Here is a 25,537-nt window from a genome sequence, read left to right as displayed (position 1 = left end):
GTGGGCGGGAGCACTCTGGTACAGGACGAACCGGTCGCCGCACCCCCGGACGTCCCCCCGCCCGCCCCCGGCACCACGGGCGAACTCGCCCCGCGCCGGGTGCGGTTGGTCTTCTTCGCCCTGATGCTCGCGCTGCTGCTGGCCGCGCTGGAGCAGATGATCGTCGCCACCGCGCTGCCGAAGATCGTCGGTGAGCTGCACGGCCTCGACCGGATGTCCTGGGCGATCACCGCCTATCTGCTCACCGCCACCGTCGGACTGCCGATCTACGGCAAGCTCGGCGACCTGTTCGGCCGCAAGGGCGTCTTCCAGTTCGCGATCGTCGTCTTCGTCGTCGGCTCCGCGCTCGCCGGACGGGCCGGGGCCATGGACCAGCTGATCGCGTACCGGGCCGTCCAGGGCGTCGGCGCCGGCGGACTCATGATCGGCGTCCAGGCGATCATCGCCGACATCGTGCCCGCCCGTGAGCGGGGCCGCTACATGGGCCTGATCGGCGCCGCGTTCGGCCTCGCCTCGGTCGCCGGGCCACTGCTCGGCGGCTACTTCACCGACCACCTCTCCTGGCGCTGGTGCTTCTACATCAACGTCCCCTTCGGCCTGGTCACCCTCGCCGTCGTCGCCGTCGTGCTGAAGCTCCCCAAACCCGAGGGCCGGGCCCGGCTCGACGTCCTCGGCGCCCTACTGCTCGCCGCCGCCTCCACCTGCCTGGTCCTGCTGACCAGCTGGGGCGGCACCGAGCACGCCTGGGACTCCCGCGTCATCCTCGGCCTCGGCGCCGGAGCGGCGGTCGCCTCGGTCCTCTTCCTCGTCGCCGAGCGCTTCGCTCCCGAACCCCTCATCCCGCTGCGGCTGTTCAGGGACTCCGTCTTCAACGTCACCGCCCTGGTGGGCCTCGTGATCGGCGTCGCGCTGTTCGGCGCGGCCAGCTATCTGCCGACCTTCCTGCAGATGGTCGGCGGGGCCACCGCCACCGAGTCCGGGCTGCTCATGCTCCCCATGATGGGCGGCATCGTCGGTGCCTCCGTCATCTGCGGCCAGCTCATCAGCCGCACCGGCCGCTACCGGATCCACCCCCTGCTCGGCAGCGCCCTGGCCGCCCTCGGCATGTGGCTGCTGTCCCGGCTGGAGACCGACACGCCCCGGCTGCACTACAGCGTCTGGATGGCCGTGCTCGGCGCCGGCATCGGCATGGTGATGCCCGTCCTGGTCCTCGCCGTGCAGAACTCCGTGCGCCCGGCCGACCTCGGCACGGCCACCAGCGCCAACAACTACTTCCGGCAGATCGGCGGCAGCGTCGGCGCGGCCGTCTTCGGCACCCTCTTCGCCGACCGCCTCACCGACGCCCTCGCCTACCGGCTCCCCGCGCGGGCGGGCGCGGAACTGCCCGACGCCGAGGCCATCACCCCGCAGCTCGTCCACACCCTGCCCCCGGCGCTGCGCGACGCCTACATCCAGGCGTACGCCGACGCCATGCCGAGGATCTTCCTGTACCTCGTCCCGGTGCTCGTGCTGGGCCTGCTCATCGCCTTCTTCCTCAAGGAGAAACCCCTGGTGACCCATAACGCCCCCACCGAGGAGACCGGCCCCGCCGCCCGGCCGGCGCCGGCCGTCCCGCAGGCCCGCTCGCCGCACGGCGCCCCGCTCGCCGTCCGCGGCGTCGTCCAGCACGCCGACGGCACCGTGGTACCCCGCGCGGCGCTGACCCTGATCGACGTCGCCGGACAGCAGGTCGGCCGGGCCACCAGCGCGGAGGACGGGCGGTTCGCCCTGGCCGCCCCCGGCCCCGGGGCGTATGTCATGATCGCCGCCGCCGGCGGGCACCAGCCGCAGGCCGTCTCCGTCACCGTCGGCGAGCGCCCCGTCGACCTCGACATCCTGCTCGGCGGCGCCGGGCGGCTCGCCGGACGGGTGCTCAGCCCCGACGGCATCCCCGTCGACGCCACCGTCACCCTCACCGACGTCCGCGGCGAGGTCGTCGCCTCCACCCGCAGCGAACGCGAGGGCGGCTACGTCATCACCGAACTGATCGCCGGGGAGTACACCCTCGCCGCCAGTTCGACCGCGTTCCGGCCCGCCGCCGTCCCGGTCACCGTCAAGGCGGCCCGCGAGACCCGGCAGGACATCGAACTCGTGGGCGGCGCCGCCCTGCGCGGCACCGTCCGGGCCGGCGGCGGACGCCCCGTCGAGGACGCCCGCGTCACCCTGCTCGACGCGGCCGGCAATGTCGTGGACACCCTCACCACCGGGCCCGACGGCACCTTCCGGTTCACCGACCTCCCCTCCGGCGAGTACACGGTCGTCGCCGCCGGTTACCCGCCGGTCGCCACCGTGCTCCAGGTGGCGCGCGGAGGGCGCACGGAACGCGACCTCCAACTCGGGCACGAGGACTGACCCCGCCGCCCGCCCCGGCGCTGTCCTGCGGGAAAGGGGCGCGGCCGGATCTTTCCGCCCCCGCGCGCGCCGTTGTGAACCCGGTACATCAATTCCCCTATTGCCACACATCCTCGAGGCGGGGACCCGTACGGTGGTGGGGGCGCGCAGATCTTGCGGACCGTGGGGAGAGAGGGCCTGGGCCATGGACCGTGGCACCGAAAGGGACGGCGCGGCGACCGAGCACGCCGCGACCGGACGCATCCCGCTCGCCGTGGTGGTGGTCGACCGCGCGGGGCTCGTCTCCCACTGGAGCTCCGGCGCGCGCCGCCTCTTCGGCGCCACCAAGGAGGAGGCGATCGGGCACCCCGCCGTCGACCTCCTGCCGGTGTCCGGAGCACTGCCCGAGGACGGCGACATCTCGCCGTACGGGCCCTACGGCGCCTACGACGACTCGGGGCACGACCTGGAGACGTCCCTCGACGGGCGGCTGTACTACCCGGCCGCCGGACGGGCCCGGCTGACCGTGCCCGAGCGGGACCGCGTCGACGTCCTGTGGTGGGCCTACCCTCTGGTGGGCCCCGGACCGGAGCGGCTGCTCGTGCTCGGCGCCGACGTCGGCCGGCTCCAGCAGGAGACCACCGGCGACGACCCCGGCTTCGACCGGGTGGCGCCCGCCTTCGCCCTGCACACCGACTTCCCCGGCGCCGAGGAACTCGCCTCGAAGCTCCCCGAGATCCTGCCCAGCATGAGCGTCGACGAGAGCGCCCGGATCGTCGGCCAGATCCTGGAACTCGGCTACCCCGTCCTGGAGTTCAGCCAGAACGACCGGGTGCCCGTCACTCCCGACTGGGGCGTGCCCCGGCGCGTCGAACGCCGGGCCCGCCGGGAGCGGGCCGCCCGGGCCGCCGCCCACGGCTTACCGGCGCCGGCCGAGGATCCCGACGACGGTGAGGACCTGGAGTACGCCGCCGTACGCGAGCGCCTGGAGTTCCTGAACGAGGTCAGCGGCCGCATCGGCACCTCCCTCGACCTGGCCCAGACCATCGTCGAGGTCAGCAAGGCCGTCGTCCCGCGCTTCACCGACGTCGCCGGCACCTATCTGCGCGAACAGGTCGTCGCTGGCGAGGGGTTCCCCGACGGGGTGCCGGACACCACCACGATGTGGCACCGGGTCGCCCTCGAGCACACCGATGAACCCGGCCGCTGGGACGACGTCGTACCGGTCGGCGAGGCCATGCCCTTTCCGGCCCACACCCCGTTCTTCCGGTGCATGACGACCGGCGAGCCCGTGCTCGTCCCGCGGATCAGCCCCGAGATGGGGCACGCCATCGCGTCCCAGTTCGAGAAGCGGGACATCCGCCCGCTGATCACCGGCCGCTCGATGCTGGTCGTCCCGCTCAAGGCCCGCGACGTCGTCCTCGGCTTCATGATCCTGCTGCGCCACCCCGAACGCGTCGAGTTCAACGACATGGACCGGGTCACCGGCGCCGAACTCGCCGCCAGAGCGGGCCTCGTGCTCGACAACGCCCGGATGTACACGTACCAGGAGAGCGTCGCCGAGACCCTCCAGGACAGCATGCTGCCGCAGATCCCCCGCCGCATGACGGGCTGCGACATCACCACCCGGTACCTGCCGGGCACGCTCCTCGGACGGGTCGGCGGCGACTGGTTCGACTCGGTCAAGCTGCCCGGCGCCCGGACCGCCCTCGTCGTCGGCGACGTGATGGGCCACGGCCTCAACTCCGCCGCCATGATGGGCCAGCTGCGCACGGCCGTGCAGACCATGGCCGCCCTCGACCTGCCGCCCGCCCAACTGCTGCGCAACCTCGACGACCTCGCCCAGCGCCTCGGCGACAACCACCTCGCGACCTGCCTGTACGTCGTCTACGACCCCCTCGCGGGCGAGCTGCGCCTCGCCAACGCGGGCCACATCCCGCCCGTCCTGGTCCGCGCCGACAGCGGGCACGGCGAACTGCTCGACCTGCCCACGGGCGCGCCGATCGGCGTCGGCGGCGTGCCCTTCGAAGAGGCGCGCGTACGCGTCGAGCCCGGCGACCGGATCGTCATGTGCACCGACGGTCTGGTCGAGCTGCGCGGCGAAGACATCGGTGTCAGACTCGCCGTCCTGTGTGAAACCGCCGCCCACCCGGCCGCGTCCATGGACGAGGCGTGCGACGCCATCGTCCGCGCCCTCAACCCGCGCGGCGGCCGCAAGGACGACGTCGCCCTGCTCATGGCCCGCCTCAACGGCATCGCCCCCGCCGACGTCGCCGTGCACCGGCTCGCCCTCGACCCGGCCGAGGCGGGCCGCGCCCGCGCCCTCGTCCGTGAGCAACTGCGCGCCTGGGGCCTGACCCGGCTCGCCGGCACCGCCGAACTGCTGGTGAGCGAACTCGTCACCAACGCCGTCCGGCACTCCCGCGACCGCCCCGTCGGACTGCGGCTCGTGCGCGGCGAGACGCTGCTGTGCGAGGTGGACGACGACGAGCACGAGCTGCCGACCCTGCTGGACACCGGACCCGAGGACGCCGCCGGACGGGGGCTGCGCGTCGTGAGCGCGCTCGCCCGCGCCTGGGGCGCGAGCCGTACGGGCACCGGCAAGACCGTCTGGTTCGAGCTGACGCTCGCCGGCCGCTGACGTCCGGCGGAGGTTCCGGACGAGACGTGAAGGTACGCGCCGGGCGCTTGTCGGACCCGGCCCGGCCGCGATAGACCGGACCCGCCCGTCACTCGGCGGTCGCCGGTCGCACCCCAGGGGGAGTCGGTCATGAGCGTGACGAGTCGGTACCGGGACGCCTGGGAGGGCTTCTGGCGCGAGGCCCCGGGGGAGCAGGGCGCCGTGTTCTGGGACGCGGAGCCGGCGCTGACCGCCGGTCGTCATCTGCCCCTGCTGGAGCCGCACCTGACCGATCCGGGCCTGGTGGTGATCGACCTGGGCTGCGGCAACGGCACCCAGACCCGTTTCCTCGCCGGCCGCTTCCCGCGCGTCGTCGGCGCCGACCTGTCGGCCGCGGCCCTCGACCACGCCCGCCGGGCCGATCCGGCCGGGCGGGCGGCGTACCGGCTGCTCGACGTGGTGGAGAAGGCGGAGGTCCAGAGGCTGCACGCCGAACTCGGCGACGCCAACGTCTATGTGCGCGGTGTCCTGCACCAGGCCGCCCCCGACGACCGGCAGGCGATGGCGGACGGGCTGGCCGTGCTGGCCGGCGAGCGCGGCCGGGTCCTCCTCGTCGAACCCTCCGAGGCCGCCAAGCACGTCCTCATGGGCCTGGCGCGGGGCCCCGCCGGGCCGCCACCCAAGCTGGCCCCGATCCTGCGGCACGGCATAGCGCCGGGCGAGGTCACCGACGACGCGCTGACCGGGTACCTGCGCGCGGCCGGCCTCGACGTGCTCGCGAGCGGCACGCTGCCGCTGGCCACCACCGAGCACGGCCCCGACGGAACCCGCGTCGAACTGCCCTCGACGTGGCTGGTGGCGGGGCGGCCCTGAGGGGCGTCTCGCCGATCATGCCGGGCTCCCGGCACGCTGATCCGGCCTGATCGGCAAGACACCCCCTGCGAGTCCGCCGGCACGCGGAGCACCGGGACGGGGGACAGGTGGAGCGGTTCGTGCGGGGTGCAGCCCGGCAGGGCGCCCCGCAGCGGGCTCTCGCCCCAGCCCACGACGACGCGGCGGGCCCCGTGCCGTGAGGCGGCGTCGAGCAGCGCCGCCGCCGGTTTCCGGTCGATGACCTCCACGGTCGTCGCCACCCCGGCCTCGGCGGCGACGGAGAGCGCGTGGTCCAGCGCGGTCCGGCCGGCCTTCTGGAGCGCGTCCCGGTGGGCGGCGTACTCCTCGCCGAGCGCGCCCGGCGCCGCCCCGTGGACCAGCACAAGGGTGTCGCCGAACGCGGCCGCCACCTCAAGCGCGACGGAGAGCGCGCGGACCGCGCCCGGGGGCTCGTCGTCGCCGCACACCGCGGGCATGTCAGGACTCCTCGCCGTGCACGAGGTCGGGGTCGGCCACGTCGGGGCGCTCCGCCCAGAAGGCCGGCGCCCTCAGCCGCCACACCACCATCAGCATCACGCCCGCGAGGGTGATGCCGATCCCGATGACCAGGGGCGGCCCGAGACCGAACCACGAGACGCCGCTGTAGGAGTTGGCCGGGTCGGCCATGTCGGCGATCGACTCGACGAGCAGCCACGCCAGCAGCCCGGCGCCCACCACCGGGCCGAGGCCGATCAGCACGAAGGCGCGGACGCTCTCGGTGAGGTGACGCCGGTGGTAGACGGCGCACGCGAGGCCGGTGAGCGCGTAGTAGAAGGCGATCAGCAGGGACAGTGCGGTGAGCGAGTCGAACAGGGCGTTCTCACTGATCCGACGGATGACCAGGTACCAGGCGATGGCGATGCCCGCCACCCACCACGTGCTCACGTCCGGCGTGCGGAAACGGTGGTGGATGTGCCCGAAGCGGGCCGGCAGGGCGTGCCGGCGGGCCATGGACAGCGCGGTGCGCGAGGCCGGGATGATCGTCGTCTGCGTGGACGCCACACCGGACGTCGACACGGCCAGCAGGACGATCCAGTCCCAGCCGTCCATCACCTTGCCCGCGAGGAGGGCGAAGATGAACTCCTCCTCGTCGGCGTTCTCCGCGAGGAAGGCGGGACCGGCGTAGGCCACGACCGCGACGGCGACCGACACATAGGTGACCAGCAGGACGACCGTCGACCACACGGCCGCCTCACCGGGGGCGGTCGCGGAGTTCTCGGTCTCCTCGGTGAGGTTGACCGCCGACTCCCAGCCCCAGTAGACGAACACGCCGAGCAGCAGCCCCGCCGTCAGCCGCGCGCCGCCCGCGCCGAAGGGGTTCAGCCAGCCGAACTGCGGTTTCACGGCGTCGAGGTCCCCGGTGCCGGCGTAGACCCGGTAGAGCGCCACCACGGCGAACGCGAGCAGGCAGGCGACCTGGGCGAGGATCAGCGCGTTCTGCACCCGGGCGGACACCTCGGTGCCGATGACGCACACCGCCGTCATCACCAGGATGAGCAGCACGGTGAGGATCTGCCGCACCCACTCGTCGTCCGCCCAGCCGTCCAGCCCGAAGGCGAGCAGCGCGAACGTCACCGCGACGTCCGCCAGCGAGCCCACGACGAGGACACCGGTCATGGTGATGGCCCAGCCGCCGAGCCAGCCCGCCCACGGCCCCATCGCGCGGGTCACCCAGGAGAAGGTCGTGCCGCAGTCCTGGTCGACCTTGTTGAGGTGGTAGAACGCCGACGCGATCAGCAGCATCGGCACGAACGCCGCCAGCATCACGCCGGGCGCGTACACACCGACCAGCGCCACGAGCGGGCCGATCACCGCGGCCAGCGAGTACGCGGGCGAGGTGGAGTTGAGCCCGATGACGAGCGCGTCGAGGAACCCGATCGCGTCGGGCTTCAGCGAGTCCGGTTCCTGGGTGCCCGTGCCGGCTCCGGCCATGCCGCCTCACTTCGGTCGTCCCTGACCTCATGAAACAGCGAACGGTCCGGACCGCCCGGTGGTCGCCGCGCCCGCGCCCCGACTTCCACCCGTGTGCCCAGCCGGTGCCCGCGCCGGGGTGTGCGGGGGCCGCGGGACCGGTCGTGGCGGGTTCTCGCGGGGGCGCGTAACGTGGCGCCCCATGAAGATCCTCATCAGCGCCGACATGGAGGGCGCGACCGGCGTGACCTGGCCGGGGGACGTTCTGCCGGGGACACCGCAGTGGGAGCGGTGCCGGGGGATGTTCACCTCGGACGTGGACGCGGCCGTGCGCGGTTTCTTCGACGGCGGTGCCGACTCCGTCCTCGTCAACGAGGCCCACTGGAGCATGCGCAACCTGCTGCTCGAACGGCTCGACGAGCGGGCCGAGATGCTGACCGGACGGCACAAGGCGCTGTCGATGGTGGAGGGCGTCCAGCACGGCGACATCGACGGCGTCGCCTTCATCGGGTACCACGCGGGCGCCGGCATGGAGGGCGTCCTCGCCCACACCTACCTCGCCAACTCCATCACCGGGGTCTGGCTGAACGACGTCCGGGCGAGCGAGGGTCTGCTGAACGCGCACGTCGTCGCCGAGTACGGCGTCCCCGTCGTCCTCGTCACCGGCGACGACGTGGCCTGCGAGGACGCGCTCGGCTACGCGCCCGAGGCGCTGAAGGTCGCCGTCAAGGACCATGTCTCCCGGTACGCGGCCGTGTGCCGCACACCGGCGAGGACCGCCGCCGACATCCGCGCGGCGGCCGAGGGCGCCGCGGCCCTCGCGGTCCGCGGGGAGCCCGTGCAGGCCGGGCCGTACACGGTGGCCGTCGAGTTCGACGCCGAGCACCTGGCGATGGCGGCCACCGTCGTCCCCGGTGTCGCACGGATCGGCGAGCGCAAGGTGGCGTACACCAGCGAGCGCATGTACGAGGGAATCCGGACCTTCAAGGCGGTCACCACGATCGTCTCGGCCGCGGTGGAGGAGCAGTATGGCTGACGGGCAGGCACTCGAGGAGGTCGTGACGTTCACGTCCGACCTCATCCGCATCGACACCACCAACCGGGGTGGCGGCGACTGCCGGGAGCGGCCCGCCGCCGAGTACGCCGCGGCCCGGCTCGCCGAGGCCGGTCTGGAACCCACGCTGCTGGAGCGCACACCCGGCCGCACGAACGTCGTCGCCCGCCTCGAGGGCACCGACCCCTCCGCGGACGCCCTGCTCGTCCACGGGCACCTGGACGTCGTCCCCGCCGACGCCTCCGAGTGGAGCGTGCACCCCTTCTCCGGCGAGGTCCGCGACGGCGTCGTCTGGGGCCGCGGCGCGGTCGACATGAAGAACATGGACGCGATGGTCCTGGCCGTCGTACGGGCCTGGGCCCGCCAGGGCGTGCGGCCCCGCCGGGACATCGTGATCGCGTTCACCGCCGACGAGGAGGCGAGCGCCGAGGACGGCTCCGGCTTCCTCGCCGACCGGCACGCCGCCCTGTTCGAGGGCTGCACCGAGGGCATCAGCGAGTCCGGCGCCTTCACCTTCCACGACGGGAGCGGACGGCAGCTCTACCCGATCTCGGCCGGCGAGCGCGGCACCGGCTGGCTGCGGCTCACCGCCCACGGCCGGGCCGGTCACGGCTCCCGGCCCAACCGGGAGAACGCGGTGACCCGGCTCGCCGCCGCCATCACCCGGATCGGCGCCCACGAGTGGCCGGTGCGGCTGACCCCGACCGTGCGCGGCGCCCTCACCGAACTCGCGGAGCTGTACGGCCTGGACACCGGCCTGGACGACGTCGACTGTCTGCTGGACAAGCTCGGCCCCGCCGCCAAGCTCGTCGAGGCGACCGTCCGCAACAGCGCCAACCCGACGATGCTGGAAGCCGGTTACAAGATCAACGTCATCCCGGGCCAGGCCGTGGCGTTCGTGGACGGACGGTTCCTGCCCGGCCACGAGGACGAGTTCCGCGCCACCCTCGACGAACTCACCGGGCCCGACGTGGACTGGGAGTTCCACCACCGCGAGGTGGCCCTGCAGTCCCCGCTGGACTCGCCGACGTTCGCCCTGATGCGGGCCGCCGTCGAGGAGTTCGCGCCCGAGGGACGCACCGTGCCGTACTGCATGCCCGGCGGCACGGACGCCAAGCAGTTCTCCCGGCTCGGCATCACCGGCTACGGGTTCTCGCCGCTGAAGCTGCCGGAGGGCTTCGACTACTCGGCCATGTTCCACGGCGTCGACGAACGGGTGCCCGTCGAGGCGCTGCACTTCGGCGTCCGGGTGCTCGACCGGTTCCTGCGCACGGCCTAGACGACCTGGGGGAGACAGTGCGGACTCTGGCGTACGGATCCTGGCCCTCGCCGATCGACGCGGGGCTCGCCGCCGCGCACGACGGGCGGCCCGACTTCGTGGGCGTCGTCGGTGACGAGGCGTGGTGGACCGAACCGCGGCCCGCCGAGGGCGGCCGGCGCACCCTCGTGCGCCGCCGCGCCGACGGGCACGAGGAGTCGGTGCTGCCGCCGCCGTGGAACGTGCGCAGCCGGGTCATGGAGTACGGCGGGCAGCCGTGGGCCGGCGCCACCACCGACGCCGGACCGCTCGTCGTCTTCGTGAACTTCGCCGACCAGCGGCTCTACCGGTACGAGGAGGGCGCCGAGCCGCGTCCGCTCACCCCGGTGTCCCCGGTGGGCGGCGGGCTGCGCTGGGCGGAGCCGCGGGTGCGGACCGACCTCGGCGAGGTGTGGTGCGTGCTGGAGGAGTTCACGGGCGAGGCGCCCACCGATGTGCGGCGCGTCCTGGCCGCCGTCCCGCTGGACGGCTCGGCGGCGGACGACCGGGACGCCGTGCGCGAACTCACCGACGGGCCGCACCGGTTCGTCACCGGGGCGCGGATCTCGCCGGACGGGCGCCGGGCCGCCTGGCTGGCCTGGGACCACCCCCGGATGCCCTGGGACGGCACGGAACTGCTCGTCGCCGACATCACCGCCGACGGCACCCTCGACGACCCGCGGACCGTCGCCGGCGGCCCCGAGGAGTCCGTCGCCCAGGCCGGCTGGACGCCCGACGGCCGCCTCCTGCACGCGAGCGACGCCGGCGGCTGGTGGAACCTGTACCGCGACGGCGAGCCCCTGTGCCCGCGCGAGGAGGAGTTCGGCGGGCCGCTGTGGCAGCTCGGGCTGCGCTGGTTCGCCCCGCTCGACAGCGGCCTCGTCGCCGTCCTGCACGGACGCGGCGCCCTCCGCCTCGGCGTCCTGGACCCGGAGACCGGCGAGATCGTCGACGTGGCCGGCCCCTGGACCGAGTTCGCGCCGACGCTCGCCGCCCACGGGGAGCGGGTCGTGGCCGTCGGCGCCGGCCCGCACACCGCCCACGAGGTGGTCGAACTGGACACCCGCACCGGCCACTGCCGGGTGATCGGCGCCGCCCACCAGGACGCCGTGGACCCCGCCTACTACCCCGAACCGCAGGTCCGCACCTTCACCGGCCCCGCCGGGCAGGACATCCACGCGCACATCTACCCGCCGCGCCACCCGGACTGCGCGGCCCCGGGCGACACCGCGCCGCCCTACGTCGTCTGGGCGCACGGCGGACCCACCTCCCGGTCGCCCCTCGTCCTCGACCTGACCGTCGCCTACTTCACCTCACGGGGCATCGGCGTCGCCGAGGTGAACTACGGCGGCTCCACCGGGTACGGCCGGGCCTACCGCGAACGGCTCCGCGAGCAGTGGGGCGTCGTCGACGTCGAGGACTGCGCGGCCGTCGCGCTCGCCCTCGCCGACGAGGGCACCGCCGACCGCGACCGGCTCGCCATCCGCGGCGGCAGCGCGGGCGGCTGGACCACGGCGGCGTCGCTGACGAGCACCGACGTCTACGCCTGCGGCACGGTCATCTACCCGATCCTGGACCTGACCGGCTGGGGCACCGGGGAGACCCACGACTTCGAGTCGCAGTACCTGGAGAGCCTCGTCGGACCGCTCGCCGAGGTGCCCGGCCGGTACGAGGAACGCTCGCCCGTCACCCGCGCCGACCGCCTCACGGCGCCCTTCCTGCTGCTCCAGGGCCTGGACGACGTCATCTGCCCGCCCGCCCAGTGCGAACGGTTCCTCGCCCGGCTGGAGGGGCGCCATGTGCCGCACGCCTACCTCGCCTTCGAGGGGGAGGGCCACGGGTTCCGCCGCGCGGACACCATGGTCCGCGCCCTGGAGGCCGAACTGTCCCTGTACGCCCAGGTCTTCGGGTTCGACCCGCCCGGCGTCCCCACCCTGGAGCGCACCAAGTGACCCCGCCCCTGCGGCCGTTGCGACGGCCGTCCCGACTCGCCGCCGGCGCCCGTGTGACCGTCGTCGCGCCCAGCGGACCGGTGCCCGAGGAGCGGATCGAGTCCGGCCTCGACGTGCTGCGCGGCTGGGACCTCGACCCCGTCGTGGCACCGCACGTACGCGGCCGGCACGACCGCTTCGGCTATCTCGCTGCCACGGACGCCGACCGGGCCGCCGACCTCCAGCGCGCCTGGTGCGACCCGTCCGTCGACGCCGTACTGTGCGCGCGGGGCGGCTACGGCGCCCAGCGCATGGTCGACCTGCTCGACTGGGACGCCATGGCGGCGGCCGGACCCAAGGTGTTCGTCGGATTCAGCGACATCACCGTGCTGCACGAGGCGTTCGCCGTGCGGCTGGGGCTCGCCACCCTGCACGGCCCGATGGCCGCCGGCGTCGACTTCCTCAAGCACGCCCGCGCCCAGGACCATCTGCGGGCCACCCTCTTCGAGCCCGAGACGGTGCGCGTCATCGCCTCCGGCGGCTCGGCGCTCGTACCGGGCCGGGCCCACGGCGTCACCCTCGGCGGCTGCCTCACCCTGCTCGCCGCCGAACTGGGCACCCCGCACGCCCGCACCTCGGCGCACGGCGGACTGCTCTGCCTGGAGGACGTGGGGGAGGAGCCGTACCGGCTCGACCGGGCCCTCACCCAACTCCTGCGCGCGGGCCTGCTCGACGGGGTGCGCGGCGTCCTGCTCGGGTCGTGGGAGGAGTGCGGGCCGTACGACGAGGTGCGCGCCGTGCTGGAGGACAGGCTGGGCGGGCTCGGCGTGCCCGTCGCGGAGGAGTTCGGGTTCGGACACGGCGCGGGGGCGCTCACGATCCCCTTCGGTCTCGGCGCCGAACTCGACGCCGACGCGTGCACGTTGACGCTGGACGAACCCGCGCTGCGCTGACCGCCGGTCACGGTGTGCGACCGTACGGCTGCGGCCGGCGGCCGCTCACCGTGCGGGGACCCGCGCCCAGGAGCATGCTGGAGGCATGACCCCGAAGACGTCCCGCCGCGGACCGAGCGCGGACGGCAGACGGGGCGGCCCGGCCCGGGTGCTCACCCTCCGCCGGATCGTCGCGCTGGTGCTCGTCGTCCTCGCCGCGGTCCTCATCTTCCAGAACACCGAGGAGACCGAGATCCGGCTGCTGATCCCCGTGGTGACCATGCCCCTGTGGGTCGCGCTCCTCGGTATGGGAGTCATCGGGGCGTTGATCGGCGCCCTGCTCGTTGCGCGCCGGCGCCGCTAGCGGGACGTAGGCTGACCCGATGCCGCACCCCGCCTCCCCCTACCTCGCCGAAGGCCCCCGTGTGGGCATACGCCACTTCACCTACGAGGACGGTGCCGAGTTCACCGCACGCGTCCGCGAGAGCAGGGAACTGCACCGGCCCTGGCTCTTCCCGCCCGACAGCGCCGCCGCGTACACCGCGTACGCGGGACGGCTGATCGAGGACCGCACCAAGGCCGGCTTCCTGGTGTGCGCCAAGGACGGCGGCGGCGCCCTCGTCGGCTACATCAACATCAACAACATCGTCCAGGGCGCCTTCCGCAGCGGCGCCCTCGGCTACGGCGCCTTCGCGCACGCGGCCGGGCGCGGCCTCATGCGGGAGGGCCTGGGCCTCGTCATGGACCACGCCTTCGGGATGATGGGGCTGCACCGGCTGGAGATCAACGTGCAGCCCGGCAACGCCGCCTCCATCGCTCTCGCCCGCGCCTGCGGGTTCCGGCTGGAGGGCTACTCGCCGGACATGCTGTTCATCGACGGCGCGTGGCGGGACCACGAACGGTGGGCGATCACCACGGAGATGCGCGGCCCGCGCTGACCGCGCCGCGCCGCCGGCTCAGGTCGTGCGGTCCGCGTACTCGTAGATCGCCCCGTCCGGGTGCATCGCGATCAGGTTGCGGCCCACCGGCGTCGGGACCGGGCCCGCCACGATCTGCGCGCCCATCTCGCCGAGTACCTTCCGGGCCTCCTCGACGTCGGAGACCGCGATCGTCGCCGCGACCTTGCGCAGCACCTCCAGCTCCGCCGGCGGCCCGCTCATCAGGAGGAAGCACCCGACCGCGGCCACCCGCACACCGCCGCGCTCGAAGCGCAGGGCGGTGCCGCCGGCGAGGCGTTCGTAGAAGGGGACCGCGGCCTCCAGGTCGTCGACGCACACGCGCAGCGTGGCTCCCAGAATGTCCATGCCGGAAGCCTAATGGCGTGCCCCGGCGCCGGTGATCGCTTCACGCGATCCGCTCACTCCCCGTTACCCGACCCTCCGTTCGGGTACCCGCCGGGCATGGACCGCTTGGATCATCTTGAGCATCTGGACAAGCACCTGGTCGACGAACTGGCGCAGGTGGCACGGGAGACCGTGCGCGACGAACTGCGCGAGCAGACGCGCCGGCAGCGCCGACGCGCCGCGCTCTACGCCGGATCGGGCGCCGCCGCGCTGTACGCCGGAGCGGCCCTCGCGCTGGCCCTGGGCCTCGGCCTCGCCACCGGACTGCCCGACTGGGCCGCCGCGCTGATCACCGCGGCCGTGCTCGCCGCGGTGGCCTACGCCCTGCGCGCGGCGGCCCGCCCGTCCCGGGGCCACCGTGAGGCGTCCCCGGCTCACGGCTCCGCCACGGACGGCCGGGGCGTGCCGTACCCGCCGATGCCGTCGACCCCGCCCACGACGGGCCAGGCGCCGACCGGCCCGCACGACCACCGGTAGCCGCCGGGCCACCGGGCCCCGGTGGCCGCGGGGCCGGTACCGGGGGACGTTTGGAGGGACGGGCCAGGGGGACGCGGAAGGCTCCCGAGGTACGCGACACGCGATCGACAAGGCCGGAGGCCCACCGTGAGTCGACCCCGCATCGTGATCGTCGGCGCCGGGTTCGCCGGGTATCGTGCCGCCCGCACCCTGTCCCGGCTCACCCGGCATCAGGCCGACATCACCCTGCTCAACCCGACCGACTACTTCCTGTACCTGCCCCTGCTGCCCCAGGTCGCCGCCGGCATCCTGGAGCCCCGCCGGGTCACCGTCGCCCTCTCCGGCACCCTGCCGCACGTCCGGCTGGTGCTCGGCGAGGCCGACGGCATCGACCTCGACGGGCGCACCGTGCACTACACCGGGCCGGAGGGAGAGGGCGGCACCCTCTCCTACGACCGGCTCGTGCTCGCCGCGGGCAGCGTCAACAAGCTGCTGCCCATCCCGGGGGTCGCCGAGCACGCCCACGGCTTCCGCAGTCTGCCCGAGGCGCTGTACCTGCGCGACCACGTCACCCGGCAGGTGGAGCTGGCCGCCGCGGCCGACGACCCCGCACGCTGCCGGGCGCGCTGCACCTTCGTCGTGGTCGGCGCCGGATACACCGGCACCGAGGTCGCCGCGCAGGGCCAGCTGTTCACCGAGGCCCAGGTCCGCAAGCGCCCGCTGCCCGTCGGGATGCGCCCGCACTGGATGCTGCTCGACATCGCCGACCGCGTCCTGCCGGAACTGGACGAGCGGCTCGCGCGCACCGCGGACGAGGTGCTGCGGCAGCGAGGCGTCGACGTGCGGACGGGCACCTCCGTCAAGGAGGCCACCCACGACGGGGTCCTGCTGAGCGACGGGGAGTTCGTGCCCACCCGCTCCCTGGTCTGGTGCGTCGGCGTACGGCCCGACCCGCTCGCCGCCTCGCTCGAACTGCCCCTGGAACGGGGTCGGCTGCTCGTCGACCCGCACCTCCAGGTGCCCGGCCGCGCCGAGCTGTTCGCCGCCGGGGACGCGGCCGCCGTGCCCGACCTGGAGAAGCCGGGCTCGTACACGCCGATGACGGCCCAGCACGCCTGGCGGCAGGGCAAGACCGTCGCCCACAACGTCGCCGCCTCGCTCGGCATGGGGGAGCGGCGCGCCTACCGCCACCGCGACCTGGGCTTCGTCGTCGACCTGGGCGGCGTCAAGGCGGCCGCCAACCCGCTCGGTGTGCACCTGTCCGGAGCGGCGGCGGGCGCCGTCACCCGCGGCTACCACCTCGCCGCGATGCCCGGCAACCGGGTGCGGGTCGCCGCCGACTGGCTGCTGGACGCCGTACTCCCGCGCCAGGCCGTGCAGTTGGGCCTCGTCCGGTCGTGGTCGGTGCCCCTGGACACCGCCTCGCCGGAGCTGGTCCGCATGCCGGGCGGCCCGGACCGTGCGGTCGCGCCGGACGGCGACGAAACGGCGAAGGCCGGGTCCGGGGCGTCCGACCCCGTGCAGGACCCCGACGCCGTCAAGCACCCCGAACCCCCGGGCCCGGTGAAGGGGCCCGAACACCGTGCGCAGCACGAGGAGAAGGCGCAGCACCGCGACAAGCCCACCGCCTCCACCTCCCGGAAGGGGACCCATGAACACCGATGAACTCGTCGAACTCGGCCAGCAGTTGCGCGTGGACAGCGTGCGGGCCTCCGCCGCCGCCGGCTCGGGGCACCCGACGTCGTCGATGTCCGCCGCCGACCTGGTGGCCGTCCTGTTCGCCAACCACCTGCGCTACGACGTGGACCGGCCCGAGAACCCAGGAAACGACCGCTTCATCCTCTCCAAGGGCCACGCGTCGCCGCTGCTGTACTCCGCCTACAAGGCCGCCGGGGCCATCGAGGACGGTGAGCTGGTCACCTTCCGCAAGCTCGGCAGCCGCCTCGAAGGGCACCCGACGCCCCGGCGCCTGCCGTACGTGGAGACCGCCACCGGTTCGCTCGGGCAGGGCCTGCCGATCGGCGTCGGCATCGCCCTGTCAGGGCGGCGCCTGGAGCACAGCGACTACCGGGTCTGGGTGCTGTGCGGCGACAGCGAGCTCGCCGAGGGCTCCGTCTGGGAGGCCGCCGAGCACGCCGCCTACGAGGGCCTGGACAACCTCACCGCGATCGTCGACGTGAACCGGCTCGGGCAGCGCGGCCCCACCCGGCACGGCCACGACCTCGACGCCTACGCCCGCCGCTTCCAGGCGTTCGGCTGGCACACCATCGAGGTCGACGGGCACGACGTGGACGCCGTCGACCGCGCCTTCGGCGAGGCCCGCTCCACCACCGGCCAGCCCACGGTCGTCCTCGCCCGCACCCTCAAGGGCAAGGGCGTGGAATCCGTCCAGGACCGCGAGGGCCTGCACGGCAAGCCGCTGCCGGAGGCCGACGAGGCCATCGCCGAGCTCGGCGGCCGCCGCGACCGCACCTTCCATGTGCACGAACCGCACACGTCGCGCCCGCCGCACCCGGTGCCCGCCGCGGACACCGAACTGCCCCGCTGGGAACAGGGCGAGAAGGTCGCCACCCGTGACGCCTACGGCCAGGCGCTCGCCGCGCTCGGCTCCGGCCGCGGCGACGTGGTCGCCCTCGACGGCGAGGTCAGCGACTCCACCCGCGCCGAGGCCTTCGCCAAGGAACACCCCGACCGGTTCTTCGAGTGCTACATCGCCGAGCAGCAGCTCGTCGCCGCCGCCGTGGGCCTGGCGGCCCGCGGCTGGGTGCCGTACGCCTCGACCTTCGCGGCCTTCCTGGCCCGCGCCTACGACTTCGTGCGCATGGCCTCGGTCAGCGGCGCCTCCATCAACCTGGTCGGCTCCCACGCGGGCGTCGCCATCGGGCAGGACGGCCCGAGCCAGATGGGCCTGGAGGACCTGGCGATGATGCGGGCCGTGTACGGCTCGACGGTGCTGTACCCCTGCGACGCCAACCAGACCGCCAAGCTCGTCGCGACCATGGCGGGACTCGACGGCGTCCGCTACCTGCGGACCTCGCGCGGCGCGGCCCCCGTGCTGTACGGCCCCGACGAGGAGTTCCCGGTCGGCGGCAGCAAGGTGCTGCGCTCCGGCGAGCGGGACCGGCTGACCCTGGTCGCGGCCGGCGTCACCGTCCACGAGGCGCTCGCCGCCGCCGACACGCTGGCCCGCGACGGCATCGACGTCCGGGTCGTCGACCTGTACTCGGTCAAGCCCGTCGACCGCGAGACCCTGCGCCGGGCCGCCGAGGAGACGGGCTGCCTGGTCACCGTGGAGGACCACCATGAGGAGGGCGGCCTCGGCGACGCCGTCGTGGACGCCTTCTCCGACGGGCGCCCCGTGCCCCGGCTGGTGCGCCTGGCCGTGCGGATGATGCCGGGTTCGGCCTCGCCCGACGAGCAGCTGCACGCCGCCGGCATCGATGCCGCGTCCATCGCCTCGGCCGTCAAACTGCTCGTCGAGGAGGCGGTCGTACGGTGACCGACGACGCCACGACGGTGCGCGCGGGCCGCCGCACCGTCGAGGTCAAACGCCTCGACAAGGTGCTCTTCCCCGGCGGCGGGGGAGCGAAGGAGTACACCAAGGGCGACCTGCTCGACTATCACCGGGCTGTCGCGCCCCACATGCTGCCGCACCTGCGGGGCCGCCCGCTGATGCTGGAGCGGCACCCCGACGGCATCGACGGCCCCACGTTCATGCAGAAGAACACCCCTGAGCACTACCCGGACTGGATCACCCGTGTCGAGGTGCCGAAGGAGGGCGGCACCGTCACGCACACCGTGTGCGACGACGTGGCGACCCTGGTGTTCCTCGTCGACCAGGCGTGTCTGACCCTGCACCGCTGGCTGTCCCGCACCGGCACGACGGGCGGCCTCGACCACCCGGACCGGCTGGTCTTCGACCTCGACCCGCCGGGGGACGACTTCGAACACGTCAGAGAGGCCGCCCGCCTGCTGCACGAGCTCCTGGACGAACTGGAACTCCCGTCGGCGCCCATGACGACCGGCTCGCGCGGGCTGCACGTCGTCGTCCCCCTCGACGGCCGGGACGACTTCGACACCGTCCGGGAGTTCGCGCACGAGGTCGCCGAGACGCTGGCGGCGGCCCACCCGGACCGGCTGACCACCGCCGCCCGCAAGAAGGACCGCGGCGACCGCCTCTACCTGGACGTCCAGCGCAACGCCTACGCCCAGACCGCCGTCGCCCCCTACACGGTCCGTGCCCGGCCCGGTGCCCCCGTCGCCACTCCGGTGACGTGGGACGCCGTCGACGACCCGGAGCTGCACGCACGCCGGTGGAGCATCGCCGACGCCGTCGAGCAGGCCGGGACGGACCCCTGGGCGGGACTGGGCCGGGCCCGGGCCCTGGGGCCGGCCCGCCGCCGTCTCGCGACCCTGCGTGACTGATCGGGCGCGGGCCGCAACGGAGGCAAGTCGGCGGTTTACGGGGCTCTTTCCGGGCCACACGGCGTAGGAGGCGCCCATGAATGATTCACAGAACACATCCAATTCATCCAGACGACAGACGGACGGGACTGGCAAGGGGCCTACCCCCATGGAGGTACTGCGCGAGGCGCGGGCCCAGCTCGCCGAGCTCACCGGTATGGAAGCGGAGACCGTGACGTCCTTCGATCGCACGGAGGACGGCTGGACCCTCGAAGTCGAGGTCCTGGAGCTGTCCCGCGTCCCCGACACGATGAGCCTGATGGCGAGCTACCAGGTCGAACTGGACTCCGAGGGGCAGCTCACCGGATACCGGCGTCTGGGCCGGTACGAGCGGGGGCGTTCCGACGCCCGGCGCGGCGGCCGCTAGGCCGGCGCCCCCCACCCAGCACACCGTCCCCGAGACAAGGAGGAACGGTCGGCATGACCGTTGTCCCGGCACAGCAGACCGGCGGCGGAGGCGGCAGCAGCGGCCTCTATGACGTACTTGAACTTGTACTGGACAGGGGACTCGTCATTGACGCGTTCATCCGGGTGTCCCTGGTCGGAATCGAGATCCTGAAGATCGACGTACGGGTGGTCGTGGCCAGCGTCGACACCTACCTGCGCTTCGCCGAGGCGTGCAACCGGCTCGACCTGGAGTCCGGGCCCAACAAGAGCCCCGGCCTGCCGGAGATCGTCGGTGAGGTCACCGAGTCCGGCGCGCGGGGCAAGTCCAAGGGCGCACTCTCCGGAGCCGCCGAGACCGTCTCCGACGCCTTCAAGCAGGCGCGGGAGGAAAGCAGCGAGGAGCGCCCGCGGCGCGCCCGTAAGTCGACGGCCTCGCGCCGGAAGGAGGAGCAGGAGTGAGCACATACGTGTACGGCATCACCGCGAGTTCGCACCCTGCCCTCCCCGAGGACATGGGTGGTGTCGGTGACCCGGCGCGGCCCGTGCGGGTCCTGAAGGAGGGCCGCCTCGCCGCCCTGGTGAGCGACGCCCCGGAGGAGCTGCGACCCAAGCGCCGTGAGCTGCTCGCGCACTCCAACGTGCTCGCCGAGGCGGGCGCCGCGGGGTGTGTGCTGCCGATGCGGTTCGGCAGCGTCTCGCCCGACGACGACACGGTCGTCTCCGTGCTCGCCGAACGCGCGGACCACTACACGGAGCGTCTCGCGGCCCTGGAGGGCAAGGACGAGTACAACGTCAAGGCCAATCACGTGGAGGACGCGGTGCTGCACCGCGTCCTGTCGGAGAACCCCGAGCTGCGGGCCATGACGGAGGCCAACCGGTCGGCGGGCGGCGGCAGCTATGACGACCGGCTGCGGCTCGGCGAGATGGTGGCCGCGGCCGTCAAGGCCCAGGAGGCGCAGGACGCCACCGACGTGCGGCACACGCTCGAACCGGCCGCCGCCGACATCAGCGTGGGCCCCGATTCCTCGGGCTGGCTCGCCAACGTGTCCTTCCTGGTCGCCCGGGACGAGGCGGACGCGTTCCTGGCCGCCGTGGAGCAGCTGCGCAAGGGGCACCCGCATCTCGAGGTGCGGCTCAACGGGCCGCTGCCGCCGTACAGCTTCGTCGAGCCGGGTCCGGGCGACTCCGGCCTCGCGGAGGCCACGGGCGGCGGTGCGGCCGGCGAGGTCGCCAGGGAGTGAGTCATGGGACTGCTCGGAGAGATCCTGCTGCTGCCGCTCGCTCCGGCGCGCGGTAGCGGCTGGGTCATCAAGAAAGTGCTGGAGGAGGCCGAGCGCCTCTACTACGACCCCAGTGCCGTGCGGGCCGAACTGGCACGGCTGGAGGAGCAGTTGACCTCGGGCGAGATCGACGAGGAAGAGTTCGACCGCCGCGAGGACGAACTGCTCGACCGGCTCGACACGGGACTGCGCGCAGGCTACGGGAACGGTGACAGGACGGCATGATGAACCGAGTTGGACTGGGCCTCGCGATAGGGGCCGGATACGTCCTCGGACGGACGAAGAAGGCCAAGATGGCCTTGGCGGTGGGAAGCCTTGTCGCCGGCAAGAAGCTGAACCTCACCCCGAAGGCACTGGCCGAGCTGGTCACCACGCAGCTGGCGGGCAACCCGCAGTTCAAGGAGATCGGCGACCAGCTGCGGCAGGACCTGCGCGGGGTCGGCAAGGCCGCCTCCGGGGCGCTGGTGGAGCGGCAGATCGAGGCGCTCGCCGACCGGCTGCACGGCCGTACCGCCGAGGTGCGCGAGCAGCTGGAGGGCGACGGCTCCGAAGGCCGTGACGAGGACGCCCACGAGGACGAGGACGCCTACGACGACGAGGACGTCCACGAGGACGAGGACGCCCACGAGGACGAGGACGAGGACGAGGAGCCGCGCGCCGACGACGACTCCGAGGACTCCGAGGACTCCGACGACGGGGAGCGCGAGCAGCGGGCCCCGGCGAAGACGGCGGCGAAGAAGGCTCCGGCCAAGAAGGCCGCCAGGAAGGCACCGGCCAAGAAGAGCGCCCCCGCGAAGAAGGCGGCGGCGAAGAAGACCGGCTCCGCGCGGTCCGCGGCCCGCAGGACCACGGGCGGCTCGCGTCGGTCCCAGGGTGGTGACGGAGCATGACCGAGACACTCGGCTCCGCAGGCTCCGCGGCCGGCGGAGCGGCGAAGAAGCAGCCTCTGTCCGACCTCGCGCACAGCGAGGCCGCCGACCGGCTCAAGAGCGAGGTGCAGGACTACCTCGCCGCGCAGGCCCAGCGTCTGCTCGTCGGCACCGGCCGCAAGCTCGGCGAGGCCACCGGCAAGCTCAACGACATCGCCGAGGGCAACAGTCCCGGCTTCGCCAAGCTGGCCCTGGACGGCGGGAAGAAGCTCGCCGAGGGCAAGGGCCCCGTGCGCAGCGCGCTGGAGGTCGGCGCGGGCCACGCCAAGGACAAGGTGGTCGGGGCGTTCAAGAACCTCGGCGGCAAGGGCGGCAAGGGCGGCAAGGGCAAGAAGGCCGGCAACAAGCCCACCGTCATCCTCGAGCACGTCGACGTCGGTGTGCCGCTGCGGACCGCGTACGACCAGTGGACGCAGTACCAGGACTTCAGCACCTTCGCGAAGGGTGTGAAGAGCGCCAACCGCGCCGACGACACCACCTCCGACTGGCAGGGGAAGATCTGGTGGTCCAGCCGCAGCTGGAAGGCGCAGACCACCGAGCAGGTGCCGGACCAGAAGATCTCCTGGACCTCCGAGGGCGCGAAGGGCACCACCAAGGGTGTCGTCACCTTCCACCACCTCGACGAGAACCTCACCCGCGTCCTGCTGGTGATCGAGTACTACCCCTCCGGGTTCTTCGAGAAGACCGCCAACATCTGGCGCGCCCAGGGCCGCCGGGTCAGGCTCGACCTCAAGAACTACGTCCGCTTCATCACGTTCAAGGGCGAGGCGGAGGACGGCTGGCGCGGTGAGATCCGCGACGGCGAGGTCGTCCGCAGCCACGAGGAAGCGGTCGAGGAGGAGGAGCGGGAGCGCGAGGAAGACGAGGGCCGCGACGAGACCGAGGGCGAGGACGACGAGGCCCGCGACGAGACCGAGGAGGAGGACGGCGAGGGCGACGAGCCCGACGCGCAGGCCGAGGACTCCGAGGACGACGAGGAGCAGGCCGAGGAGGAGGAGGAGGAGCCGGAGGCCGAGTACGAGGACGAGCCCGAGGACGACGAGTCCTACGAGGACGAGCCCGAGGACGAGGACGAGCCGGAGAACGGTTACGAGGACGAGGAGGAGCCGGAGGCCGAGTACGAGGACGAGCCCGAGGAAGAGCCCGCGGTCGGCAGGAGCCGACGATGACCACGCCGAGCAGGCTCCCGGACCCGTACGGCCAGGGAGGTGGAGCCAATCTCGCGGACATCCTCGAACGGGTGCTCGACAAGGGTGTGGTGATCGCGGGTGACATCCGGATCAACCTGCTCGACATCGAACTGCTCACGATCAAGCTGCGGCTGATCGTCGCCTCCGTCGACAAGGCGAAGGAGATGGGCATCGACTGGTGGGAGGACGACCCCGCGCTGTCCTCCCGCGCCCGTCACGACGAACTGGCCCGGGAGAACGCCGAGTTGCGTGAGCGACTGGCCCAGCTGGAGCCGGCCAGGCCCCAGCGGGAGGAGGCCCCATGAGCGGTCTGCGCTACGTCTACGCCGTCTGCCACCCCTACGAGTCCCCCCTGCAGCGCCAGCTGTCCGGGGTCTCGGGGGCTCCACCGAAGCAGCTCACCCATCACGGGCTGGTCGCCGTCGTCAGTACCGTGCCGGAGCAGGAGTTCACGGAGGAGGCGCTGCGGGCCAACCTGGAGGACCTCGACTGGCTCACCGCGACGGCCCGCGCCCACCAGCAGGTGATCGACGCCCTCACGGCCGTCACCACCCCGCTGCCGCTGCGCCTGGCGACCGTCTTCCGCGACGACAGCGGCGTGCGCAGCATGATCGAGGCCCGCGAGGAAGAGCTGCGGCGGGTCCTCGACCGGCTGGCGGGCCGGGTGGAGTGGGGCGTGAAGGTGTACGTCGAGAGGCCGCCGGAGACCTCCGACGCGACCGAGGGGGCCGGCCGGCCCCCGGCGAAGGCGGTCTCGGGCCGCGACTACCTGCGCCGCCGGCGCGACCAGACGCGCGCGCACGACGACGTGTGGCAGCGTGCCTCGGAGTTCTCCGACCGGCTGCACGCGACGCTGTCGGCCTTCGCCGAGGACTCCCGGATGCACGCCCCGCAGAACGCCGCGCTGTCCGGCGCCACCGGCCAGAACGTGCTCAACGCCGCCTATCTGGTGTCGCGCGCGGACTCCGAGGAGTTCGTGGAACTGGTGGACCGGGAGAAGGACGACGTGCCCGGCATCCGGGTCGAACTCACCGGGCCGTGGGCGGCCTACTCCTTCGCCGGGGAGTTCTCGGAGGATCCGGGGGTGGAGTCGTGACCGTCGTCGAACGGCGGGAGATCGCCCTCGTGGACCTGCTCGACCGGCTGCTCGCCGGCGGTGTGGTCGTCAAGGGGGACATCACGCTGCGCATCGCCGACGTCGACCTCGTCCGCATCGACCTGAACGCGCTGATCAGCTCCGTCAACGAGCAGGTCCCCTCGCCCTGGGGGGACTGGCCGTGACCGAACGACGCAACCGGTTCGACCTCGACCCCGACACCGTCGAACGCGACCTGGTCAAACTCGTCCTGACCGTCGTGGAGTTGCTGCGCCAGCTCATGGAGCGCCAGGCGGTGCGCCGCTTCGACGAGGGCGGCCTCAGCGAGGAACAGGAGGAGCGCATCGGACTGACGCTGATGCTGCTGGAGGACCGCATGGCCGAGCTGCGGGACCGCTACGACCTGCGGCCCGAGGATCTGAACCTGGACCTCGGTCCGCTGGGCCCCCTGCTGCCCCGGGAGTGAGCGGGGCCCGGCGGTGAACCGGCTCAGGCGTTTTCGCGGCACAGGATCTCCCCGTGCAGGACGCTGAACCAGCCGTCCTCCTGACGCCCCCACTCCCGCCAGGCCTCCGCCACCTCCCGCAGCTCCGCCGCCGTCGCGTGCCCGCCCCCGGTGGCCCGGTCCGCGTACGCGGAGGCCACCGTGCGGTCCGCCCACAGCCCGCTCCACCAGGCCCGCTCCCCGGGTGTGGCGAACGTCCAGGTGCTCGACGTGCAGGTGACGTCCGTGAGCCCGGCCGCCCGCGCCCAGGACTTCAGCCGGCGCCCGGCGTCGGGCTCGCCGCCGTTGGCGCGGGCGACCCGGCGGTACAGGTCCAGCCAGGCGTCCATGCCGGCGGACGCCGGGTGCCAGGTCATCGCCGCGTAGTCGGAGTCCCGTACCGCGATGAAGCCGTTCGGCCGGGTGACGCGCCGCATCTCGCGCAGGGCCGCCACCGGGTCGCCGACGTGCTGGAGGACCTGGTGCGCGTGGACCACGCAGAACGTGTCGTCCGGGAAAGCCAGGGCGTGCACGTCCCCGACCGCGAACCCGACGTTCTCCAGGCCGCGTCCGGCGGCGGTGGCGCACGCCTGCTCCAGGACGCCCGGTTCCCGGTCGACCCCGGTGACGTGCCCGTCCGGGACCAGGGCCGCCAGGTCGGCGGTGATCGTGCCAGGGCCGCAGCCGATGTCCAGGATCCGCATGTGCGGCTTCAGATGCCCGAGCAGATAGGCCGCCGAGTTGGCGGCGGTGCGCCAGGTGTGCGAGCGCAGGACGGACTCGTGATGTCCATGGGTGTAGACGGCGGTCTCCCGCGTCCGCGACGGGCTCTCGGGCATGGCTGGTCCCCTCGGGTCGGCGTACGGCTCGCCAGGACGGCG

The 25,537-nt window shown here is 73.3% G+C and carries 26 protein-coding genes and 1 pseudogene; 23 read left to right on the top strand and 4 right to left on the bottom strand.

The genetic code is table 11. The annotated features are described in order from the left end of the window. The 3 genes from ABZ899_RS07540 to ABZ899_RS07530 all read left to right on the top strand — a co-directional run bounded on the left by ABZ899_RS07540 (window position 1) and on the right by ABZ899_RS07530 (window position 5,863). Complete coding sequence (locus tag ABZ899_RS07540) at window positions 1-2,391, top strand: MFS transporter (RefSeq protein WP_361342123.1); 2,391 nt, start codon at window positions 1-3, stop codon at window positions 2,389-2,391. A 184-nt stretch (window positions 2,392-2,575) separates the two neighbouring features. Continuing rightward, window positions 2,576-5,011, top strand: a complete 2,436-nt coding sequence (locus ABZ899_RS07535) for a SpoIIE family protein phosphatase (protein WP_361342120.1) — start codon at window positions 2,576-2,578, stop codon at window positions 5,009-5,011. Between the two features lie 129 nt (window positions 5,012-5,140). Beyond that, window positions 5,141-5,863: a class I SAM-dependent methyltransferase gene (locus ABZ899_RS07530; protein ID WP_361342117.1), complete on the top strand. Its 723-nt coding sequence runs from the start codon at window positions 5,141-5,143 to the stop codon at window positions 5,861-5,863. A gap of 89 nt (window positions 5,864-5,952) precedes the next feature. Here ABZ899_RS07530 and ABZ899_RS07525 read toward each other — a convergent pair. Together ABZ899_RS07525 and ABZ899_RS07520 are read right to left on the bottom strand one after the other, a co-directional pair. Next, window positions 5,953-6,339, bottom strand: a pseudogene (locus ABZ899_RS07525) (universal stress protein); the annotation flags it as partial. Between the two features lies 1 nt (window position 6,340). Continuing rightward, entirely contained in the window at window positions 6,341-7,834 is a 1,494-nt protein-coding gene (locus ABZ899_RS07520; protein ID WP_361342115.1) for an APC family permease, read from the bottom strand. Between the two features lie 181 nt (window positions 7,835-8,015). On the opposite strand from ABZ899_RS07520, the gene ABZ899_RS07515 reads away from it, so the two are divergent. The 6 genes from ABZ899_RS07515 to ABZ899_RS07490 all read left to right on the top strand — a co-directional run bounded on the left by ABZ899_RS07515 (window position 8,016) and on the right by ABZ899_RS07490 (window position 13,965). Beyond that, on the top strand, window positions 8,016-8,849 hold the full coding sequence (locus tag ABZ899_RS07515) for a M55 family metallopeptidase (RefSeq protein ID WP_361342112.1): 834 nt from the start codon (window positions 8,016-8,018) through the stop codon (window positions 8,847-8,849). Beyond that, window positions 8,842-10,146 (top strand): M20/M25/M40 family metallo-hydrolase, encoded by a 1,305-nt coding sequence (locus tag ABZ899_RS07510; RefSeq protein WP_361342110.1) that lies wholly within the window; start codon window positions 8,842-8,844, stop codon window positions 10,144-10,146. Before ABZ899_RS07515 ends, ABZ899_RS07510 begins: the two co-directional genes overlap by 8 nt. 5 nt (window positions 10,147-10,151) lie before the next feature. Then, entirely contained in the window at window positions 10,152-12,116 is a 1,965-nt protein-coding gene (locus tag ABZ899_RS07505; protein WP_361342519.1) for a prolyl oligopeptidase family serine peptidase, read from the top strand. Window positions 12,117-12,124: 8 nt separating this feature from the next. Next, the gene (locus ABZ899_RS07500; RefSeq protein ID WP_361342516.1) at window positions 12,125-13,048 is read left to right on the top strand and encodes an LD-carboxypeptidase; all 924 of its coding nucleotides are present in this window, start codon (window positions 12,125-12,127) and stop codon (window positions 13,046-13,048) included. Window positions 13,049-13,133: 85 nt separating this feature from the next. Continuing rightward, window positions 13,134-13,391 (top strand): LapA family protein, encoded by a 258-nt coding sequence (locus ABZ899_RS07495; protein WP_361342107.1) that lies wholly within the window; start codon window positions 13,134-13,136, stop codon window positions 13,389-13,391. Between the two features lie 19 nt (window positions 13,392-13,410). Next, on the top strand, window positions 13,411-13,965 hold the full coding sequence (locus tag ABZ899_RS07490; RefSeq protein ID WP_361342104.1) for a GNAT family protein: 555 nt from the start codon (window positions 13,411-13,413) through the stop codon (window positions 13,963-13,965). Between the two features lie 18 nt (window positions 13,966-13,983). Here ABZ899_RS07490 and ABZ899_RS07485 read toward each other — a convergent pair whose 3' ends face one another. Further along, on the bottom strand, window positions 13,984-14,331 hold the full coding sequence (locus tag ABZ899_RS07485; protein ID WP_361342101.1) for a VOC family protein: 348 nt from the start codon (window positions 14,329-14,331) through the stop codon (window positions 13,984-13,986). 96 nt (window positions 14,332-14,427) lie between these two features. On the opposite strand from ABZ899_RS07485, the gene ABZ899_RS07480 reads away from it, so the two are divergent. The 14 genes from ABZ899_RS07480 to ABZ899_RS07415 all read left to right on the top strand — a co-directional run bounded on the left by ABZ899_RS07480 (window position 14,428) and on the right by ABZ899_RS07415 (window position 24,638). Then, window positions 14,428-14,847: a phage holin family protein gene (locus ABZ899_RS07480; protein WP_361342098.1), complete on the top strand. Its 420-nt coding sequence runs from the start codon at window positions 14,428-14,430 to the stop codon at window positions 14,845-14,847. 126 nt (window positions 14,848-14,973) lie between these two features. Beyond that, window positions 14,974-16,491 (top strand): NAD(P)/FAD-dependent oxidoreductase, encoded by a 1,518-nt coding sequence (locus ABZ899_RS07475; protein ID WP_361342095.1) that lies wholly within the window; start codon window positions 14,974-14,976, stop codon window positions 16,489-16,491. Further along, on the top strand, window positions 16,478-18,325 hold the full coding sequence (locus ABZ899_RS07470; protein WP_361342092.1) for a transketolase: 1,848 nt from the start codon (window positions 16,478-16,480) through the stop codon (window positions 18,323-18,325). The genes ABZ899_RS07475 and ABZ899_RS07470 overlap by 14 nt, the downstream gene beginning before the upstream one ends. Then, window positions 18,322-19,251, top strand: a complete 930-nt coding sequence (gene ligD, locus ABZ899_RS07465) for a non-homologous end-joining DNA ligase (protein WP_361342089.1) — start codon at window positions 18,322-18,324, stop codon at window positions 19,249-19,251. Before ABZ899_RS07470 ends, ligD begins: the two co-directional genes overlap by 4 nt. Window positions 19,252-19,327: 76 nt before the next feature. Next, a complete protein-coding gene (locus tag ABZ899_RS07460) occupies window positions 19,328-19,657 on the top strand; it encodes a gas vesicle protein (RefSeq protein ID WP_361342086.1) in 330 nt (109 codons plus the stop codon). A gap of 53 nt (window positions 19,658-19,710) precedes the next feature. Next, entirely contained in the window at window positions 19,711-20,136 is a 426-nt protein-coding gene (locus tag ABZ899_RS07455; protein WP_361342083.1) for a gas vesicle structural protein GvpA, read from the top strand. Then, window positions 20,133-20,918, top strand: a complete 786-nt coding sequence (locus ABZ899_RS07450) for a GvpL/GvpF family gas vesicle protein (RefSeq protein ID WP_361342080.1) — start codon at window positions 20,133-20,135, stop codon at window positions 20,916-20,918. Before ABZ899_RS07455 ends, ABZ899_RS07450 begins: the two co-directional genes overlap by 4 nt. A 3-nt stretch (window positions 20,919-20,921) precedes the next feature. Next, window positions 20,922-21,182, top strand: coding sequence for a gas vesicle protein GvpG (locus ABZ899_RS07445; RefSeq protein ID WP_361342077.1), 261 nt, complete (start codon window positions 20,922-20,924; stop codon window positions 21,180-21,182). Further along, on the top strand, window positions 21,182-21,847 hold the full coding sequence (locus ABZ899_RS07440; protein ID WP_361342074.1) for a DNA primase: 666 nt from the start codon (window positions 21,182-21,184) through the stop codon (window positions 21,845-21,847). The genes ABZ899_RS07445 and ABZ899_RS07440 overlap by 1 nt, the downstream gene beginning before the upstream one ends. Further along, window positions 21,844-23,055, top strand: a complete 1,212-nt coding sequence (locus ABZ899_RS07435; protein WP_361342071.1) for an SRPBCC family protein — start codon at window positions 21,844-21,846, stop codon at window positions 23,053-23,055. The genes ABZ899_RS07440 and ABZ899_RS07435 overlap by 4 nt, the downstream gene beginning before the upstream one ends. Then, window positions 23,052-23,381 (top strand): gas vesicle protein, encoded by a 330-nt coding sequence (locus ABZ899_RS07430; protein WP_361342069.1) that lies wholly within the window; start codon window positions 23,052-23,054, stop codon window positions 23,379-23,381. The genes ABZ899_RS07435 and ABZ899_RS07430 overlap by 4 nt, the downstream gene beginning before the upstream one ends. After that, complete coding sequence (locus ABZ899_RS07425; RefSeq protein ID WP_361342066.1) at window positions 23,378-24,172, top strand: GvpL/GvpF family gas vesicle protein; 795 nt, start codon at window positions 23,378-23,380, stop codon at window positions 24,170-24,172. The genes ABZ899_RS07430 and ABZ899_RS07425 overlap by 4 nt, the downstream gene beginning before the upstream one ends. Continuing rightward, entirely contained in the window at window positions 24,169-24,357 is a 189-nt protein-coding gene (locus ABZ899_RS07420; RefSeq protein ID WP_361342063.1) for a gas vesicle protein, read from the top strand. The genes ABZ899_RS07425 and ABZ899_RS07420 overlap by 4 nt, the downstream gene beginning before the upstream one ends. Further along, window positions 24,354-24,638, top strand: a complete 285-nt coding sequence (locus ABZ899_RS07415) for a gas vesicle protein K (RefSeq protein WP_361342060.1) — start codon at window positions 24,354-24,356, stop codon at window positions 24,636-24,638. The genes ABZ899_RS07420 and ABZ899_RS07415 overlap by 4 nt, the downstream gene beginning before the upstream one ends. Before the next feature lie 23 nt (window positions 24,639-24,661). Here ABZ899_RS07415 and ABZ899_RS07410 read toward each other — a convergent pair whose 3' ends face one another. Further along, a complete protein-coding gene (locus ABZ899_RS07410) occupies window positions 24,662-25,495 on the bottom strand; it encodes a methyltransferase domain-containing protein (protein ID WP_361342058.1) in 834 nt (277 codons plus the stop codon). Window positions 25,496-25,537: the final 42 nt, after the last annotated feature.

The sequence above is a fragment of the Streptomyces sp. NPDC046859 genome, from assembly GCF_040645135.1.
In the GTDB taxonomy this organism is placed as follows: domain Bacteria; phylum Actinomycetota; class Actinomycetes; order Streptomycetales; family Streptomycetaceae; genus Streptomyces.
This window is presented reverse-complemented; position numbering and strand designations above follow the sequence as displayed.

What these genes read in the sequence shown, in the direction of transcription:
- ABZ899_RS07425 (WP_361342066.1), top strand. Translation starts at nt 23,378, where the DNA reads ATGAGCGGTCTGCGCTACGTCTACGCCGTCTGCCACCCCTACGAGTCC.
- ABZ899_RS07455 (WP_361342083.1), top strand. Translation starts at nt 19,711, where the DNA reads ATGACCGTTGTCCCGGCACAGCAGACCGGCGGCGGAGGCGGCAGCAGC.
- ABZ899_RS07520 (WP_361342115.1), bottom strand. Translation starts at nt 7,834, where the DNA reads ATGGCCGGAGCCGGCACGGGCACCCAGGAACCGGACTCGCTGAAGCCC.
- ABZ899_RS07460 (WP_361342086.1), top strand. Translation starts at nt 19,328, where the DNA reads ATGAATGATTCACAGAACACATCCAATTCATCCAGACGACAGACGGAC.
- ABZ899_RS07485 (WP_361342101.1), bottom strand. Translation starts at nt 14,331, where the DNA reads ATGGACATTCTGGGAGCCACGCTGCGCGTGTGCGTCGACGACCTGGAG.
- ABZ899_RS07510 (WP_361342110.1), top strand. Translation starts at nt 8,842, where the DNA reads ATGGCTGACGGGCAGGCACTCGAGGAGGTCGTGACGTTCACGTCCGAC.
- ABZ899_RS07515 (WP_361342112.1), top strand. Translation starts at nt 8,016, where the DNA reads ATGAAGATCCTCATCAGCGCCGACATGGAGGGCGCGACCGGCGTGACC.
- ABZ899_RS07410 (WP_361342058.1), bottom strand. Translation starts at nt 25,495, where the DNA reads ATGCCCGAGAGCCCGTCGCGGACGCGGGAGACCGCCGTCTACACCCAT.
- ABZ899_RS07445 (WP_361342077.1), top strand. Translation starts at nt 20,922, where the DNA reads ATGGGACTGCTCGGAGAGATCCTGCTGCTGCCGCTCGCTCCGGCGCGC.
- ABZ899_RS07430 (WP_361342069.1), top strand. Translation starts at nt 23,052, where the DNA reads ATGACCACGCCGAGCAGGCTCCCGGACCCGTACGGCCAGGGAGGTGGA.
- ABZ899_RS07535 (WP_361342120.1), top strand. Translation starts at nt 2,576, where the DNA reads ATGGACCGTGGCACCGAAAGGGACGGCGCGGCGACCGAGCACGCCGCG.
- ABZ899_RS07490 (WP_361342104.1), top strand. Translation starts at nt 13,411, where the DNA reads ATGCCGCACCCCGCCTCCCCCTACCTCGCCGAAGGCCCCCGTGTGGGC.
- ABZ899_RS07495 (WP_361342107.1), top strand. Translation starts at nt 13,134, where the DNA reads ATGACCCCGAAGACGTCCCGCCGCGGACCGAGCGCGGACGGCAGACGG.
- ABZ899_RS07480 (WP_361342098.1), top strand. Translation starts at nt 14,428, where the DNA reads ATGGACCGCTTGGATCATCTTGAGCATCTGGACAAGCACCTGGTCGAC.
- ABZ899_RS07470 (WP_361342092.1), top strand. Translation starts at nt 16,478, where the DNA reads ATGAACACCGATGAACTCGTCGAACTCGGCCAGCAGTTGCGCGTGGAC.
- ABZ899_RS07530 (WP_361342117.1), top strand. Translation starts at nt 5,141, where the DNA reads ATGAGCGTGACGAGTCGGTACCGGGACGCCTGGGAGGGCTTCTGGCGC.
- ABZ899_RS07435 (WP_361342071.1), top strand. Translation starts at nt 21,844, where the DNA reads ATGACCGAGACACTCGGCTCCGCAGGCTCCGCGGCCGGCGGAGCGGCG.
- ABZ899_RS07440 (WP_361342074.1), top strand. Translation starts at nt 21,182, where the DNA reads ATGAACCGAGTTGGACTGGGCCTCGCGATAGGGGCCGGATACGTCCTC.